Source organism: Methylocaldum sp. GT1TLB, from assembly GCF_051027445.1.
Classification (GTDB): domain Bacteria; phylum Pseudomonadota; class Gammaproteobacteria; order Methylococcales; family Methylococcaceae; genus Methylocaldum.
This window is the reverse complement of record NZ_CP194898.1, coordinates 4,656,540-4,672,915: the sequence shown is the minus strand read 5'-3', so window position 1 is coordinate 4,672,915 and position 16,376 is coordinate 4,656,540. Positions and strand designations below refer to the sequence as shown.

The following is a 16,376-nucleotide window of genomic DNA, read 5'->3' as shown; positions in this document are numbered from 1 at the left end:
GTCGATACTGATGCCACAACGTATACGCATCGCCACCCGCAAAAGCGCCCTGGCCGTATGGCAGGCGGAACACGTCGCGGCGCGCCTGAGGGCCGCATGCCCCGATATCGAAGTCGAATTGGTGAAAATGGTCACGCGCGGCGACAAATTGCTCGACGCCCCGCTGGCCAAGGTGGGCGGCAAAGGTTTGTTCGTGAAGGAACTGGAGGAGGGGCTGCTGGCAGAAACGGCCGATCTGGCCGTCCACTCCATGAAAGACGTGCCGGCGGAACTGCCCGACGGCCTGCATCTCGCCGCCATTCTGCCGCGCGAGGATCCCCGCGACGCTTTTGTTTCCCTGCGTTATCCGTCCATCGATGCGCTGCCGCCACAGGCGAAGATCGGTACCTCCAGCCTTCGCCGGCAATGCCAGATCAAGGCCCGTCTCCCCGAATGCGAAACGCTCAATCTTCGGGGCAATGTCGACACCCGCCTAAATAAGCTCGAGACCGAGCAGTACGACGCCATCATCCTTGCCGCAGCGGGATTGAAACGGCTCGGCCTGAGCCATCGGATTACGGAAATACTTTCGACTGAGACCAGCCTCCCCGCGGTCGGCCAAGGCGCCATCGGCATCGAATGCCGCCGGGATGACATTTGGCTGAACGAGTGTCTAAAAGCATTGCACCACGAGGAAACGGCTATCTGCGTCACGGCAGAGCGAGCGCTCAACGAGCGCCTGAACGGTGGCTGCCAGGTGCCCATTGCCGGATACGCGGAATTGTCCGGGGAACATCTGAGACTGCGTGGGCTGGTCGGCACGCCTGACGGAAGATCACTGATTCAAGGCGAAATCGAAGGTTCTTACGCCGATCCGCAGGACTTAGGGATAGCCTTGGCCGAAGATTTATTATCGCGCGGGGCCGATCGCATCCTGAACGCACTCTATGCCTGACATGGCAAGCTCGACGAATGCCCCTCTAGCCGGCATAGGCATATTGGTCACCCGACCGCGGGAACAAGCCGATGGCCTGTGCGCTCTAATTGAAGCCGCCGGCGGCCATGCAATGAGGCTGCCGTTGCTGGAAATCGTCGCTGTCGGCGATCCTACCGCAGCGGCGGAACTTTTATCGCGGCAAAACCGGTGGGATTGGTTGATATTCGCGAGCCCCAACGCCGTCCGCTTCACTCTGGCGATTCACGGCGGGTCGTTCAATCCGCCGCGGCCGGCGCGAATCGCGGCTATCGGCCAGACTACTGCGGAAGCGCTGACCAAGGCCGGAATTCGGGTAGACCTGATACCTAAACCGCAGTTTAATAGCGAGTCGCTCTTGGCGTCGCCGGAAATGACTGATGTATCCGGCAAATCGATATTGATCGTCCGGGGCGAAGGCGGACGGGAGCATCTTGCGCAAACACTCAGGGCTCGTGGTGCGGAAGTTGCCTACGCGGAAGTTTATCGCAGAATTCTTCCCGCGACGGATATCGGTTATTGGATTGACCTGTGGCGCCAAGGCGGTATCGACATTGTAACCATCACCAGCGGAGAGGCTTTGAATAATCTTACGCAGCTCTTGGGCGAGGCCATACACGAGTTCGCCGAGCATACCCCGCTCGTGGTGCTCGGCTCGCGCGTCGAAAAACTGGCTCGCGATCAAGGCTGGCGTCATGTGATCAGTGCGGAGCCGGCCTGCGATCAAGCCATAGCGGAGACGATAATTCGTCATGTCGAAACGAAGAGAACCGCTCAAGACCGCCCGGCCAGCCGATAATCGGCCTGCTGATTTCGAGTCCTTTCTCCAATAAAAGCTATTAAGGTTCAATACTACGGGGATACAGCATTGGTTGACGTAAATAACGAATTGATGTCGGCCACCGGCCAGCCCGCCAATGGAGCGGAAACCGAGGCCGTAAAGACATCTGCCGCCCCCCCCAAGAAATCCCGCAGCTTCGCGTGGATCGGTTATCTCATCTTGCTCGGCATACTGGGTCTTACCGCCGGGGGCTGGTACTTTCTTCAAGAGCTACGCTCCAAGCAGGAAGGTCTGGGCGGCCAATTGACCAGCAAGGACCAGCAAATCATGGAGTTCACGCGGCAGTTGAGCGCGATGCAATCCGAGATGGCCACACTGCACTCCCAGCTCGCCACCCTTCAATCTCAGGTGACGACGGAGGATTCGAAATTCGAGCGGCTGATCGGCGATCAGTCCGCCCAGCTCAACGAGAGATTGAACCTGACGCGGAACGAACTGAATGAATCGGTTCAGCGCATCCAACGACAGCTCAACAAGACCCGTGGCGATTTGTTGGTAGCGGACGCCGAGTACCTTCTGAGCATCGCCAACCAAAAACTTCACCTGATCGGCGACGTGAAAGCCGTAATTGCTGCCATGGAGGCCGCGGACCAGCGCCTGCACGACAGCGGCGATCCGGCGGTGTTCAAAGTCCGGGAAGCGTTGGCCGAGGAAATCGAAACTCTCCGGCGGCTCAACGCTCCGGATATCGTAGGACTTTCCTCCAGACTGCTGGCTCTTGAAAGCAAGGCCAAGGATATTCCCCTGTTCTTACCCCATGCGGGCAAAGTCAGCGAACACGACGACACCCCCGAAACGGCCGAACCCGCCGCGGGGGCTGAAGGTGAAGGGCCGCTCGGTTCCGCGCTGGACAATATCAAGGACCTGGTAACGATACGCCGCACCGATCGGCCGGTAAATGCCGTTCTCCATCCGGAGCAGGCGGAGGCGCTACGTCAAGTTCTGCTGCTCAAGCTGGAAACGGGCCGAGCGGCGCTCCTCCGAGGCGACGAAGAGATGTACAAAGCCAATCTGGCCTCCGCGCGCGAGTGGCTGAACGAGCACTTCGATCCCGACGCGAAAAAAACCCAGGAGGTCGCCGCGGAAATCAGCGCACTGGCGGACCAGCCGATTCGCATGCCATTCCCGGATATCAGCAAGTCGTTAACTCTCTTGCGGAACATCGAAAAGCTACGTCTGGAAGCCGAGCAGGCCGAGACGAAGGCCACTGGGGAAAAGCAATCCGGCGAGGCACAACCTGCGGGAGCACAGCCGTGAAAAAAGCCTTCATCTATGCGCTGATCGCCGTCTCGATCGCCGTCGGAGTGGGCTTTTTCGTTCACCGCCGATTGATCGCCGGCGACGCGGGCTATGTCATCATCGGCTACGATCGCTGGGTGCTGGAATCCTCGCTACTCGTGATCCTGGTCACTTTGATCGTCGCTTTCGTTCTGTTCTACTTTTTGGTCCGCGTCGTCTTGCAGGCGATGAGCATTCCCAAAGTCCTCAAAAAGCGCGGTGGCGAACTTCGTAACAAGCGTTCCCAGGAAGCCTTGATCACAGGGCTCATCGAAACGGCCGAGGGCAATTGGGAGAAGGCGGAGCGGAATCTGATCCGCCATGCCGCAGACAGCGGCGCGCCGCTCATCAACTATCTGACCGCCGCACGGGCCGCACATGCACGAGGCGCCGTCGAACAGCGGGACGAATATTTGAAGCTGGCCCGTGAAATCGCGCCCGAGTCGGAGCTAGCGGTCGGCCTGACCCGCGCGGAATTGCAGTTGTCCAACAAGCAATTCGAGGAAGCGTTGGAGTCTCTGACTCATCTGAACAAGATCGCCCCGAGCCACGCCGCTGTCTTGAGGCTGACTCACCAAGCCTATGCCCAAATGGAAGATTGGGAAAGTTTGCGCAGCCTGCTTCCCGCCTTGCACAAGAACAAGGTTTTGATGGAAGCGGAGGTCAAACTGCTCGAAACGGAAACCTACAGCGCTCTGATCAGACAAAAATCCGAATCTCGCGACGTTACCGCCTTGCGGGAGGTTTGGGCGACCGTTCCCGAGCACATTCGCGCATCCACGGGAATTCAGTCCCTCTATTTCGCCGCCATGATCGAAGCCGGTGCCGGCGAGGAAATCGAGGACGAGCTGCGCCGCGCTCTCGGCGACGAGTGGGACGAGACCCTTCTAGTTCTCTACGGTTGCATCCAGCTATCCGACCGGGAAAAGCAGCTCAAGCATGCGGAAACCTGGCTGGGACCGCATCCGAAAGATGCCGTTCTGTTCAGGGTACTGGGCAAACTCGCCATCCACTGCAAGCTTTGGAATAAGGCCAAAGACTACCTGGAAAAAAGCCTCAACGTGGAACCCAGCGTCGAAGCCTACCAGCTCTTGGGTGACGTGCTGCATCAGCAAAACGACTTCGCCGCCGCCTGCCATTACTATCGCAACGGATTGATGTTCGCTTCCAGCGAAGTGGTCGCTCAGATCGAGCAGAATCCGTCCGGGGAGGCTATGGAGCCGGTGGAGGAAGAGCTTGTTTCGAGCGCGGCTCAGTAAAAGAGATGTGTTTTGCGACCAACAGAGCAGCCATCCGGATTCCCCCCGTTGAGACACACGCATCTTGCTGCTTCGTAGAGTATACACAAGCGCGGCATGCTATTGTTCCGGCCGTTTAGTGGAATCCTGTTTTGTGCGGCTTTCCGTTTTCCAATGATGGCCGGTATAGGATGGGCTGGGCCTGCGAAGAACGATGCGTGTCCTGAGCCCTGTCGAAGCTGGTATAGGGCGGAATAGCGTACTCGCGTATTCCGCCGCATGGGGAGCCGTCCCATTCGGCGCATTACGCTAAAGCTAATGCGCCCTACACCAAGGTGCCCTAAGCGATCTGCAAGATGGGCGTAAGGAAGTGTACCCCATAGTCGGTACATCGAACTAGAATGTGCTCTACGATACGAATCGATATCTCTTGACCATCGCCTGCTCCCCCCGACATGGAAAACGTCATGAACGACATTCGAGTCGCGAATTGGTCCGAGCTGATGCGGGCTCTGTACGACATCCCGAAAAATGCTCTTCAACGTTATCGATCGGATCTCGTCTACCGAGGCTTGGCCGACGCCTCTTGGGGACTCGAAAACAGCCTGTTGCGGCTCGGGGGTGATTACATCAACGTCGAGAAGCCGATGTTGCGGGGCTTCCGGAAATATGCGGAGCCCGGATCCATACCGGCGGAAACGCTCTGGGTGCAGTTGGCCGTTGCTCAGCACTACGGCTTACCGACCCGCCTTCTGGATTGGACCATTTCGCCTAAGGTCGCAGTGCATTTTGCCACTGCCGAGGAGCAATATTACGACCGGGATGCTGCGATCTGGTGCATCAATGTCGTCGAGGCCCGATCCCTGTTGCCGGAAAAGCTTCGCGAAGTGCTCAACCGCGAATCCGCATTTTTGTTCTCGGTCGAAATGCTGGAATTCATCCAGTCTCTAGACGAATTCGACCGCTTGGCCGAGAATGGCCGCTTCGTGCTGTTCTTCGAGCCGCCATCGCTGGACGCCCGCATCGTCAACCAAGGCGCGATCATGTCGGCAATGCCCGGCGCAACCTTGGTCCTCAGCGAATTTCTTTTGAATCATCCAGCCCTTTATTACCGCATCATCATCCCGAAAGAAATTAAATGGGAAGTACGGGACAAACTCGATCAGGACAACGTCACCGAACGGATGCTCTTCCCCGGCCTCGACGGGTTGAGTCGATGGTTGAAACGCTATTACGGACCGGGTCCCTGCCGTACGCACTAAACGGACAGCCGGCTTAAGCATCGCGTTTACAGCCTTACATCAAGCCTTTAATCGCTGACGCCTTACTTGTTTTCACAATCCAGACCAACCGTGTCTCAGCCAGCAATTCTGTTCGATGGCGTCGGAAAAAAATTTCGCCGGTCACTGAAAGCCGATCTGCTCTATGGCTTCCAAGACGCATCCCGGAGCATGCTCCGCCTGAAACCGTTGGAGCGTTTGCGAAGCGAAGAGTTTTGGGCGTTACGCGATGTCTCCTTTGCCGGACGGGTCGGCGAATGCATCGGAATCATCGGCCCCAATGGAGCCGGAAAGAGCACGCTGCTGAAACTGGTGAATCGGGATTACCGGCCCGATCGAGGCCGCATAGCCATGCGCGGTAAGATCAAGTCCTTGATCCGCCTCGGCACGGGGCTTCAGCCCATGCTGACCGGCCGGGAAAACATTTATATCCAGTGTGCGCAACTGGGACTCGACAAACGGGAAACCGACGCCAAACTGGACGACATCGTAGCCTTTGCCGGACTGGAAAAGTCGATCGACGCGCCGGTCAAGCATTATTCCGACGGCATGTACGCACGACTCGAATTCTCGATCGCCACCTGCGTCCCGACCGATGTCCTGCTCGTCGATGAAGTCCTGGCCGTTGGCGACGTCGCCTTCCAGTTGCGTTGCCTGGAGCGGCTCAACAGCCTTAAACACAACGGGACGACGATTCTATTCGTATCCCACTCGGAAATGAATATTCGGCATGTGGCCGACCGCTGCCTGCTCCTCTTCGATGGCGAGGCGCTGGCGTTCGGGGAAACCGACCAGCTGTTTCTCAAGTATTACGAATCGATAGGCTATCTCAATCGGCAACTCAAGCCGTTGGAAAACGCTCCCGAGATGCCGGCGGATTTTACCGGAGCGGCTTCGATACGAACGTTAGCAGTCAAAGGACAGGAAAACACGGACAGCGTGAAGGTTTTCACCGGGCAATCCGTGGATTTTGAACTGAGCTATGCTGCCGCGGTACCGGTGGAATCCGCCGGCTTGGTGCTCCAATTTTGGACCCAGACCGGCATATTGCTCGCTTCCATCTATTCCGAAATGGAGGGCAACCGGGGTTCACTTAAACCGGCTGGCGGACAGTTACGGCTAACGTTGCCGTTCCTGTCGCTGACGCCCGGAATTTACCGCGTCGCGGGCGGCTTCGCCTCGGCCGGAGGCTGGCTCGGCTATTGCGGGAGTCTGCTGACGCTGACCGTCACCCAGAAAGACGAGCGAGCTTACGAAGGACTATTTGTGATGAATGCGACAGTCTCGGGTGCGGATGGGATGGGCTAGTACAATTTTCGCCGCAGCGGTGCGAATTGAGAACTCGGCGCGCCCCCCAGAAGTCAGGCCAAAATAAGTCGTAGGTCGGCAATCCTGTGCCGACAAACCTGCTGTCGACCTGCGGCTTACATCCAAAATGCACACATAGCCCGCAACAAGGGATTGCCGACCTACCTCCGGTGCGGCCTCTCAGGCAGCGACCGCCAACTGATCGGGCAATTCGACTTCCATCGCGATGGGCAGGTGATCCGAGCAGGCAAAATTGATCACCTGGACATTCGTCACTTGAAGACTCGGCGTTACCAAAATGTGATCGAGCATTTTATGCGGGCGCCAGCTCGGAAATGTCTTCAACTCACACATCGGGTCGCAGAGCTCGGTTGCGGAAGTTAAAAGATTGAGCTCCGGCGAATTCGGCTCGCAGTTCAGATCTCCCATCAAAACGACATACGACAGATCGCGGATCAATTCGCTGATAAACGCGATCTGCTTGAGCCGGGCACGCCTGCTCAACGCCAGATGCAGAATACACAGATATAACGCATCGTCGCCCACCGCCCCGAAGCGGGCCAGCAAGGCGCCCCGACCGGGCAGGCCAGGGAGCTTATAGTCATGAATGAAGTCGGGCTTGATGCGGCTCAACAGCCCATTGCTGTGCAGGGCCAGATTGCCGATGCGTCGGTTGACCTGGTTGTGCCAATAGGCAAAACCGGCGGTTTCCGCGAGATATTGGGTTTGAACGATGTGATGGCTGCGTGCGCCGCCGCCGTCGACTTCCTGAAGACCAACGATATCGAAAGGCTTGAGAAGATGAGCGATTCGAATCAGATTCGGAAGTCTCTTCTGAGAGGGCCAGATGTGCCGCCAGCTTCCGGTGATATAGTCCCTATAACTGGACGTTGTGATGCCCGTTTGAATATTGAAACTTGCGAATCTGACACGCCGCTTGTTAATCGGCGCGGTAGCCTCCAAAGAACTCGCAACAGCCCGAGATGTCATGACAGTACTAAGTGACACGATACCCCCAACCTGCTCGCCGGTAACCCCGGCTGCATAATGTTGATTCTTTCATGTAAACACAATTATTGGGCACCCTTTGCCCCACTGGATTCCTTTTCGATTAAATCGTTCATAATAGCGATCATCCGAGGAAACGATTTGGCCTGCTGAGGAGCGATTCGGTATTTCCCGTTGACAATGACGTTGGGCGTTCCCGTCACACCGTAGCGCGCCGCCATGGTTTCGGCCTGCCTCATCTTCGTATCCACGGCAAACGATTTATAGGCCTTGCGAAAATCGCCGTCGGCGACGCCATGATCGGCGAAGAACTTGGCCAACTCCGCCTCGCTCTCCAGAGCTTGCTTCTTGTTTTGGATGGCGTCGTACAAATCGGCATGGACCTTATCGAGTACCCCGAGCGCTTCGGCCGTATAGTATGCCTTGGCGTGAGCCGCCCAGCGTGCATTGAAAACGGCAGGTTGTCGAATAAAAACCACGTTATCCGGCTTCTTCTTCAGCCAGGCATTTAAATCCGGTTCGAAGTGATAGCAGTGGGGGCAGCCATACCAGAAGAACTCCATGACCTCGACCTTGGAGGGATCGACAGTTGTTTGCGGCGGATTCACCAACTCGTAATCGACGCCTTGTTTGAACTCCTCCGCCTTAGCCGCTCCAAAAGCCGTAGCCGAAAACAACACCAAGCAAGCCAGCAAACTCAACGCCGATTTCATTAAACAAGCTCCGCTCTGAAATGATCCGAACCGCAAAAATGATCGAGAATCGAGCCGAACTTTCGCCCGGACTCGCCCAATGGTAGGGATTTTAAACCGAAAACCATAAAAAATGTGCCGACAATACCGAAAAATGAGCGATTTCGACTGGCGGATCTCATCGTAATCCCGACGTATAACTGGACACAGCGGTAATTTCTTCGTCGCTCAACTTAGCCGCGATCGCGCGCATGATAGAATTTGCATCGTTGGCTCGAGCACCTGCCTTGAAATCACTCAAAGTCTTTTCGAGATAAGCGGCGTACTGGGCGCGCAGAGCAGGAAATTTCGCGGACGGATTGCCGGCGCCGTCCGGGCCATGGCAACCGGCGCAAGCCGGAACGCCGGACGAGGCATTGCCGGTGCGGTAAATCGTCTCTCCTAGCGGATTAGGCGCCTCTGCCTTTTCCAGCGTGGTCTTTTGCTGGGCATAGTAAGCGCTGATGTCGTCTATATCCGCGTCGGACAGAGGCTCGGCCATCGCGGTCATGGTCGGATTGGCTCTTTTCTCGCTTTTGAATTCGTGCAACTGCTTCGCAAGATATGAAGCATGCTGACCGGCCAACTTGGGAAATATAGGCGCATTGCTGTTTCCGTCGTCACCATGGCAACCGGCACAGGGCTCCGATTTTTCCTTTCCTGCCGCCGCATTTCCTTGAGCATAAGCGAGGGAATGACCACTCAACAAAATGAAACAAACCCATAATGCACACTTCCCCATCATTGACTCCTCGCTCTGGCAAACCAAATAAAGTTCTCTCACGCCGACCTGCGGCTCGTTTTTTAGAGCGCCAATCAAATACAGGTAGACTACAAAAGTCAACAGCTTTCCCGATTCGATTCTCATGAAAACCGCTTATCAAAATACCCGGTACCTGACGAGTGCGCCGAGCGTAAAAAATGCGCCACCGGACGAAGGCTTCGAAATCGCCTTCGCGGGCCGCTCCAACGCCGGAAAATCGAGCGCGATCAATGTCATCACGCAGCAGAAATCGCTGGCGCGGGTCAGCAAAACGCCGGGGCGGACCCAGATGCTCAATTTTTTCCAAGTGGACGATCAGAGACGATTGGTCGATCTCCCCGGCTACGGCTATGCCCAGGTACCCGAGGCGATCCAGAAGAACTGGCGCCAGGCTCTGGAGTCTTATTTCAGCGAGCGCCGATCATTACGCGGGGTATTTCTGGTGATGGACATCCGCCATCCTCTGACGCCTTTCGATCACCGCATGATCGAGTGGTGCCATCACTGGAAGCTTCCGCTGCACATCGCCTTGACCAAGGCGGACAAACTCAGCCGGGGGGCTGCGCTCCAAACCTTGCGCAAGGTTGAAGCCGAATTGAACGCGCAAGAGGGATTAACGGTCAGCCTTCAGCTCTTTTCGGCACTCAAGCGGTTTGGATTGGAGGAAGCTTGGTCCGTGTTGGACCGCTGGCTGGAGATACCTCAATCGCAAGAGGCCAAAGCCCCATAAAAAGAAAAAGCTCCGAGGCAAATGGGGGGACATACCTCGGAGCGAAGTCCCGGCTTGGGGGGGATGCCGGGCGAATGACACTACTCAAAGGGAGGAGATGAGTAGTTCGCGTCGTTCCTGACACTTAATCGTTGTGACCGCCCCTATGGATAAAAGTTCAACCGCTTTGTCATGAGCTCTCACTTTTCGGGAGACGATGCGCCTCGTTTCGGACGCTAAAAGGTCTGGCGAAGCAGCAGACGCAGTTCCTTCAAGCTGCGGGAATTCAGCACGTCACGGGACTCCAGCCAGCCGCGTCGGGCCTGTCCGACGGCGTAGCGCAGATTCCTGAAGTCCAGGGTGCTGTGCGCGTCGGAGTTGAGACTGATCAGCACACCCTCGTCCTTGGCTAATTTGCAATGAGTATCGGCAAGATCGAGGCGCTCCGGATTAGCGTTGAGCTCGAGAAAACACCTTCGCTCTCTGGCCTTGCGGATGATGCGAAGCATGTCGACATCATAGGGCTCTCGGCGACCGATCAATCGCCCGGAGGGATGCGCCAGAATGGTGAAATAGGGATGATCCATCGCGCGAAGAATCCGCTCGGTCTGTTTGTTCCGGGGCAGATCGAATCGGCTGTGTACCGCACCGACGACGATATCGAGCCGGCTGAGCACATCGTCCGGCAAATCCAGATCGCCATCCTCCAATATGTCTACTTCGATGCCCTTGAGGAGAACGATGCCGTCCAGGGTTTCGTTCAGCCGATCGACCTCGTCCATATGCTTGAGCAAGCGGATCGGATCCAGCCCATGGGCTACCGTCAGCCGGCGGGAATGCTCGGTGATGGCGAGATATTCCAGGCCATGGCTTCTCGCGGCTTCAGCCATCTCCGGGATAGTATTGTGACCGTCCGATGCTTTGGTATGAGCGTGAAGATCGCCCTTGAGATCGGACAGTTCGACCAGCTTCGGCAAACTACCCGCTCGGGCCGCTTCGATTTCGCCCCGATCTTCCCGCAATTCCGCCGGGATAAAGGGCAATCCCACAGCGGCAAAGACCGATTCTTCGGTATCGCCCGCAACCCGCTCGTCGCCTCGAAACACCCCGTATTCGTTGATTTTTAGGCCCCTCTCCTGCCCCAAATGCCGAATGGCGATGTTATGCGCTTTGCCGCCGGTGAAATAATGCAGAGCCGCGCCGTAGCTTTCCGCCGGAACCACTCTGAAATCCACTTGCAGTCCGCCGCGCAGCAACACACTGCCGCGCGTGGGACCTTGTGACAAAACCTCCGCAACGTCCTCGTACTCGACGAAACGCTGCATTACGGGGCTTCCCGATTCCGCCGCCGCCAAGATGTCGAGATCGCCCACCGTCTCCTTGGCACGGCGATAGCTGCCGGCAATCACAACCCGCTCGACGCCGGGAACCCCGTTCAAATAATCGAGCAAAGGCGCCGCGTATTGCTCGGCGGCGACGCGCGTGTAACGCCCGGCTCCGCCACCATGAGCCTCCAGCGCGTCGGCGATGTGCATCTCGGTTTTTTCACCAAAGCCGGGAAGTGCCTGTATTCGATGATCGCGTACCGCACGCCGAAGCTGAGCCAGAGTTTGAATACCGAGTTCGCGGTAGAGCGCTCTGACTCGCTTTGGACCCAATCCGGGGATTTTCAAAAGTTCCGCGATGGCCGGCGGCAGCCGTTTGTGAAGCTCGTCCAGCGTCTTGCAGTGGCCAGTGTCGACGATTTCTTTGATCTTGCCGGCCAAGTCGGCGCCGATGCCCGGCAATTCGGTCAGGTCCTCGCCCTTTTGCACCATCGCGCGAACGTCCTTGCCCAATTCCTGGAGTATGCGGGCCGCGTTGTGATAGGCGCGGACCCGAAACACGTTCGCACCGTCGATTTCCAGAAGATCGGCGATTTCCTCGAAGATCGCGGCAATGTCGGCGTTACGGATGGGCATAGCGGGTACTCACGGATTCGGAAAGACGCGCACCAAACCGGCGGTGGCCGAGGTCGATATCAATTCGACTTCGGCGATACCGAAACGCTCCACCACCCACGCATTGGTCGAAAGATGCCGGGTCATCGGATCGACCGAAAAAACGGACTCGCCGTCGGCCAGAGCGCAAGGCAACACCAATTGATCCGCCAGATGCTCGTCCACCGAGGCATTCGTATGATGGTGCTCCAACAGTTTTGCGCAGGCATCTTCGGCGACTTGCTCCGCCGGCTTCCCCCGCTCGCCCAAGGCGCTGAAACCGGCCAGAGAACGCTCGTAGCGCGCGACGAGGAAAATCCCCGCCCCCGGACAGGCCGCCTGAACGGAAACCGCGTCGATCTCGCAAGACATGTTTTTTCGTCGCAGTATGGTCTCTGCTCGGTCCGCCATGCGTTTGACCACGTGCTCGGGAAGATTGGCGGCAAGCGCCCGGCCGGAAATCTCCACGAGTTCGCCTCGATCCGGCACATTAAGAGAGTGCAGCCTCTTTCTCGTTCCTATTCCGGTTCCTCTCGTCTCCAGCAGCACTTCACCCTTTCCGACCGGGTACCAGCCGGATCGTTCCAGACTGAGTTCGGCGCGTACGCCCATGAGCTTCAAATAAGGGAGCCACACGTCATGAAGATAATCGAACGGCGGGCTCAGGGGCACGTGCGTTCCGCCCCGCAACTCGACCCGTGAGCCGCCTTCGGTCAACGCCAAAGGCAGCAGCACCGTTTGTAGTACCAGCGACACTGCTCCCGCGCTGCCGCCTTGCCTCGCTTTCGCGACATCGAAGAGATAGTCGCCGGCCTTTGGCTTTGTCCGCGGCGTGAACGTCAGAGTCCTGGAACCCAATTCGGTCCCGCTCAGCTCGGCATCGCAAAGCTTAGCCGCCGCAAACACCGCCGTCAGATGCTGGGCAGCCAATCCCGGCTTTTTCCGCCTCGCACGGATGTTTTCGATACGTACCGGACGGCCGGTAATGGTGGACAGGCAGAGCGTGGTCCTAAGAATTTGCCCGCCGCCTTCGCCGTAGGAACCGTCAATAACGATGCGATCCATGGTCTCAGTCATCTATTCCTCAAGAATTTTGATCAATAGAACGAGCGTTCATCATTGCAATGAAATACTCCTCGGTGGCTTAATTAAGATGCTAGGCAAGGCGCCGCATACTTCCCGAGACTGCCGAGCGAATGCTGCCCAGGATAGAAACCACCGGGGCGGTGGTAGTTTATTAATCAGGCCCGTAAATACCCTCCTGGTATTTCGGGCCGCCGCCCAGGCCGGTACACGCCCGGCCTGGGCTCACGCGGCTTGTCGCCGCGCCGGGGCATCCCTGCCCCGGATTAACCCGGCCTATATTTATAGGCCGGGTTAATAAGTCTCTAGGAATGAGGGTCACCGACCGATTCGGCCCTCACCGGACAGAACCAAGGAGGATTTTCCCATGTCCACAAGAAACTTCGTTATTCCCTTCTTCGCCTGCTTGTTGATGAGCAGCCTGCCCTTCAACGCCTCCGCAGCAGCACCCAGCATGTGGTGGGATCACCTGGACGGAGGAACCATGAGTCAAGCCGATTGCGTCAACAAGGGCGAATCGATATTAAACGCCGAGAAAGCAGGCAGAATCAGCAAGGACGAGGACTCGGTCCGCTCATGGAGCGAACATATCACCGGAGTGGTTGAATGTTTGAAGACGGACGGCGGTTTGATGATCATGGTTTTGGTAGGCAGCGATAACACGGTTGCAGGCAATGCCCTGTTCAACGCGCTGAAAAACGGAATGAAGCGGTAATTTCACTTGCCGGCCTGCCCGACCGCCGGGCGGGCCGGCGGAAACACGGATACCATTCTTTTCGGCCATCGCGCCTGAAAAAAATGGTTCGCGAATGCCCGTCGAGTTCAGTAGCGCTTCCTTGAAAACGGACTCGGCGAAGCAGTCTGTCGCCCAATTTTCGCGTTACTCCGACCGCCTGTATACTGACCTCGGCTTCCCCCGGAGAACGCGTCATGCCCGACCAACTAAAGCGCTTCTACGGCAGAATCGGACTGGTCCTGCTGTTCGTCGCCGTGCTGTCCGCCTTCTTCGCTCTCGGAGGAAATCAATGGTTTAGCCTCGAATTCATCAAGGAAAATCGTGATCGGCTCATAGAATTTACCGAGCGGCATTACCTACTCATGCTGCTCGCCTCGGCATCCCTCTACGTCGCTTCGACGGCATTCAGCATTCCGGTTGGAGCGATACTGTCGCTGACGATGGGTTTGCTGTTCGGACGTTGGCTGGGCACCTTGGTGACGGTGATCGCGTCGACCCTGGGCGCTTTGCTGGTGTTTTTGGCGGCACGCTTCGTTTTTGCCGACCTTGCCCGCGCCAAATTGTCGAAGTCTCCGATGGCTACGAAAATCGTGAAAGGATTCGAGGGCGACGCTTTCCGCTATCTGCTTTTCCTGAGACTGGTTCCGCTTTTTCCGTTCTGGCTGGTCAATCTGGCGCCGGCCGTAACCAACATTACTGCCCGCACCTATTTCCTCGCCACGCTGATCGGCGTCATTCCCGGCAGTTTCGTTTACGTCAACTTGGGACAGGCTTTGGGCGAAATCAGCGACATCAAAGATATCTGGTCGCCGGAAGTGATTCTCAGCTTTACGCTCCTCGGCCTCCTGATCGTGCTTCCCGCTCTATTACGAAAAAACCACACTGAACCCGAGTAAACGACGCGGCCGCAACGATACGGCAAACGTGGTTCCACCGTCTTGACAGGGTCGGGAACTCATCGCCTTCCCGCTCTCTCGAAGGAACGAGCCATTCAACAAGCGATCGGAAAAATCCATGAACCGCGCGATCACCCTCAATTTCCATTTTGCCGTCTGGTTGTCGATCCTGGGCGGTATCGCTGTCCTCGGCAATCTCAACCTCGTCATTCCGGAAGCGGAGGGATTCTACGGCCCTATGCGGAACAACCTATTCATCGTCGTCGGCTATCTATTGATCAGCCAGATAGTGCTGTGGTACTTCCGTTATCGCCGGGGGAGCCGCGTCGAAGCGCTGCTTATGGGACTCATCTTTCTTTTGACCGCAGGCGGCGTCGAGCTGTACGCCATGCTCAACGACCTGCCCATCAGCCAGATCTTCGTCTTCGCCTTGGTTTACCTGGGCGCCTCGCACATCCTGTATTATTTCGGCGAGCACATGATGGCCGAACCGCGCACGGAACGTACTTCCGAACCGAAGCGGCGGGGCTCAGGGATCTAAAAAAACTAAGGCGCGGGAGCACTCATGAATTGGCTGCTCATATGCTCCTTGAGTTCCTGACCGTCCCGGTAAATGAACAAGGCCTTGAGTCCCTCCGTTTCGGCAATCCGGGCTCCCTCGATTTCACCCACGCATAACAGAGCCGTCGACCAGGCATCCGCCAAAGTCGGATCGTCATGCAGAACGGTGACGGACAGCAGATTGTGGGTCACGGGACGACCGGTCTTCGGATCGATGATATGGGAGTAAGCTTGCCCGCCCGATTCGAAAAAGTTTCGGTACGTACCGGACGTCATCACGGCCGCGCCGTTTTCCTGATGGATGTCCAGAATGCGCTGGACCTCCCGCACCAGCGGCGTGGGCTTTTCGATAGCCACCCGCCAAGCCGCCCCGTTGGCTTTGCGCCCCTTGACCTTCATCTCGCCGCCGATTTCCGCGAGATAATTGTGAATCCCCCGGCTTTCGAGCCGATCGGCCACGGCGGCCACGGTATAGCCCTGCGCGATGGACGACAAATCGATGGTGAGTTCGGGATCCGATTTGCGGATACGCCCGTTTTCCGCATCGATTTCCAATTTGCTCATGCCCACATGAGCCAAGGTCCGGTCGATTTCGCCCTGTTCCGGCACCCGGTTTTCGTGCTTGGAAAAACCCCACAGATCGAATAAGGGCTTTACCGTAAGATCGTAGCAGCCTGCCGAGCGCTGGTTGACCTCCTTCGCGATCGCCACCAGCCGGATGATTTCCGGAGAGACCGAAATCCAGTCGGTCGTTTTCTGCTGGTTCACTCGGGAAATTTCCGAGTCCTCGCGCCAATTCGACAGTTTTTCGTCGACCAGCTTGAACACGGCTTCGACGTCGGTCTTGACCTGTTCCGGCGTCGCCTCGACCTTATCCATCACCATCTTGATGTGGTAGGTCGTACCCTGAATCGCCCCGGAAAGCTCGGTTTCGGCCGCTCGTTCGCAGCCGGTAAAGCTTAAGATGATCAGCAGACAAGAGATGTATCGAAACGTCATGAGAAAAAACCGAA

16 protein-coding genes are annotated in these 16,376 nt (G+C 57.1%); 10 read left to right on the top strand and 6 right to left on the bottom strand.

Annotated elements, in window-relative coordinates; genetic code table 11:
• Positions 1–10: 10 nt before the first annotated feature.
• The 6 genes from hemC to ACR2R1_RS20560 all read left to right on the top strand — a co-directional run bounded on the left by hemC (position 11) and on the right by ACR2R1_RS20560 (position 6,897).
• Positions 11–934 carry a hydroxymethylbilane synthase gene (hemC, locus tag ACR2R1_RS20585; protein WP_434111730.1) on the top strand — a complete coding sequence of 308 codons (924 nt, stop codon included), beginning with the start codon at positions 11–13 and terminating at the stop codon, positions 932–934.
• Positions 927–1,751, top strand: coding sequence for a uroporphyrinogen-III synthase (locus ACR2R1_RS20580; RefSeq protein ID WP_156879483.1), 825 nt, complete (start codon positions 927–929; stop codon positions 1,749–1,751). The genes hemC and ACR2R1_RS20580 overlap by 8 nt, the downstream gene beginning before the upstream one ends.
• A 69-nt stretch (positions 1,752–1,820) precedes the next feature.
• Positions 1,821–3,050, top strand: a complete 1,230-nt coding sequence (locus ACR2R1_RS20575) for a uroporphyrinogen-III C-methyltransferase (protein WP_156879482.1) — start codon at positions 1,821–1,823, stop codon at positions 3,048–3,050.
• Positions 3,047–4,330: a heme biosynthesis HemY N-terminal domain-containing protein gene (locus ACR2R1_RS20570; RefSeq protein ID WP_133717002.1), complete on the top strand. Its 1,284-nt coding sequence runs from the start codon at positions 3,047–3,049 to the stop codon at positions 4,328–4,330. The genes ACR2R1_RS20575 and ACR2R1_RS20570 overlap by 4 nt, the downstream gene beginning before the upstream one ends.
• 446 nt (positions 4,331–4,776) lie before the next feature.
• A complete protein-coding gene (locus tag ACR2R1_RS20565) occupies positions 4,777–5,571 on the top strand; it encodes an FRG domain-containing protein (RefSeq protein WP_077727916.1) in 795 nt (264 codons plus the stop codon).
• Between the two features lie 90 nt (positions 5,572–5,661).
• On the top strand, positions 5,662–6,897 hold the full coding sequence (locus tag ACR2R1_RS20560; RefSeq protein ID WP_086133071.1) for an ATP-binding cassette domain-containing protein: 1,236 nt from the start codon (positions 5,662–5,664) through the stop codon (positions 6,895–6,897).
• Between the two features lie 180 nt (positions 6,898–7,077).
• Here the strand turns inward: ACR2R1_RS20560 and ACR2R1_RS20555 are convergent, their stop codons facing one another.
• From ACR2R1_RS20555 to ACR2R1_RS20545, 3 genes are all read right to left on the bottom strand, one after another.
• Positions 7,078–7,905 carry an endonuclease/exonuclease/phosphatase family protein gene (locus ACR2R1_RS20555; RefSeq protein WP_240502353.1) on the bottom strand — a complete coding sequence of 276 codons (828 nt, stop codon included), beginning with the start codon at positions 7,903–7,905 and terminating at the stop codon, positions 7,078–7,080.
• 65 nt (positions 7,906–7,970) lie between these two features.
• Entirely contained in the window at positions 7,971–8,618 is a 648-nt protein-coding gene (locus ACR2R1_RS20550; RefSeq protein ID WP_156879481.1) for a DsbA family protein, read from the bottom strand.
• Between the two features lie 157 nt (positions 8,619–8,775).
• Entirely contained in the window at positions 8,776–9,504 is a 729-nt protein-coding gene (locus ACR2R1_RS20545) for a c-type cytochrome (RefSeq protein ID WP_434101741.1), read from the bottom strand.
• Between ACR2R1_RS20545 and yihA the strand changes: the two genes are divergently transcribed.
• Complete coding sequence (gene yihA, locus ACR2R1_RS20540; protein WP_086133070.1) at positions 9,503–10,129, top strand: ribosome biogenesis GTP-binding protein YihA/YsxC; 627 nt, start codon at positions 9,503–9,505, stop codon at positions 10,127–10,129. The genes ACR2R1_RS20545 and yihA overlap by 2 nt on opposite strands.
• Positions 10,130–10,344: 215 nt before the next feature.
• On the opposite strand, the gene polX is transcribed toward yihA, so the two are convergent.
• Both polX and rtcA read right to left on the bottom strand, forming a co-directional pair.
• Positions 10,345–12,069 carry a DNA polymerase/3'-5' exonuclease PolX gene (gene polX, locus ACR2R1_RS20535; RefSeq protein WP_086133069.1) on the bottom strand — a complete coding sequence of 575 codons (1,725 nt, stop codon included), beginning with the start codon at positions 12,067–12,069 and terminating at the stop codon, positions 10,345–10,347.
• A gap of 9 nt (positions 12,070–12,078) precedes the next feature.
• Positions 12,079–13,152 carry an RNA 3'-terminal phosphate cyclase gene (rtcA, locus tag ACR2R1_RS20530; RefSeq protein ID WP_156879605.1) on the bottom strand — a complete coding sequence of 358 codons (1,074 nt, stop codon included), beginning with the start codon at positions 13,150–13,152 and terminating at the stop codon, positions 12,079–12,081.
• 385 nt (positions 13,153–13,537) lie between these two features.
• On the opposite strand from rtcA, the gene ACR2R1_RS20525 reads away from it, so the two are divergent.
• The 3 genes from ACR2R1_RS20525 to ACR2R1_RS20515 all read left to right on the top strand — a co-directional run bounded on the left by ACR2R1_RS20525 (position 13,538) and on the right by ACR2R1_RS20515 (position 15,343).
• A complete protein-coding gene (locus ACR2R1_RS20525) occupies positions 13,538–13,885 on the top strand; it encodes a hypothetical protein (RefSeq protein ID WP_240502352.1) in 348 nt (115 codons plus the stop codon).
• A gap of 215 nt (positions 13,886–14,100) precedes the next feature.
• Positions 14,101–14,802: a TVP38/TMEM64 family protein gene (locus tag ACR2R1_RS20520; protein WP_077727909.1), complete on the top strand. Its 702-nt coding sequence runs from the start codon at positions 14,101–14,103 to the stop codon at positions 14,800–14,802.
• Positions 14,803–14,920: 118 nt separating this feature from the next.
• On the top strand, positions 14,921–15,343 hold the full coding sequence (locus ACR2R1_RS20515; RefSeq protein WP_156879480.1) for a hypothetical protein: 423 nt from the start codon (positions 14,921–14,923) through the stop codon (positions 15,341–15,343).
• Positions 15,344–15,348: 5 nt separating this feature from the next.
• Here ACR2R1_RS20515 and ACR2R1_RS20510 read toward each other — a convergent pair whose 3' ends face one another.
• Entirely contained in the window at positions 15,349–16,362 is a 1,014-nt protein-coding gene (locus tag ACR2R1_RS20510; RefSeq protein ID WP_156879479.1) for an FAD:protein FMN transferase, read from the bottom strand.
• Between the last annotated feature and the right edge of the window lie 14 nt (positions 16,363–16,376).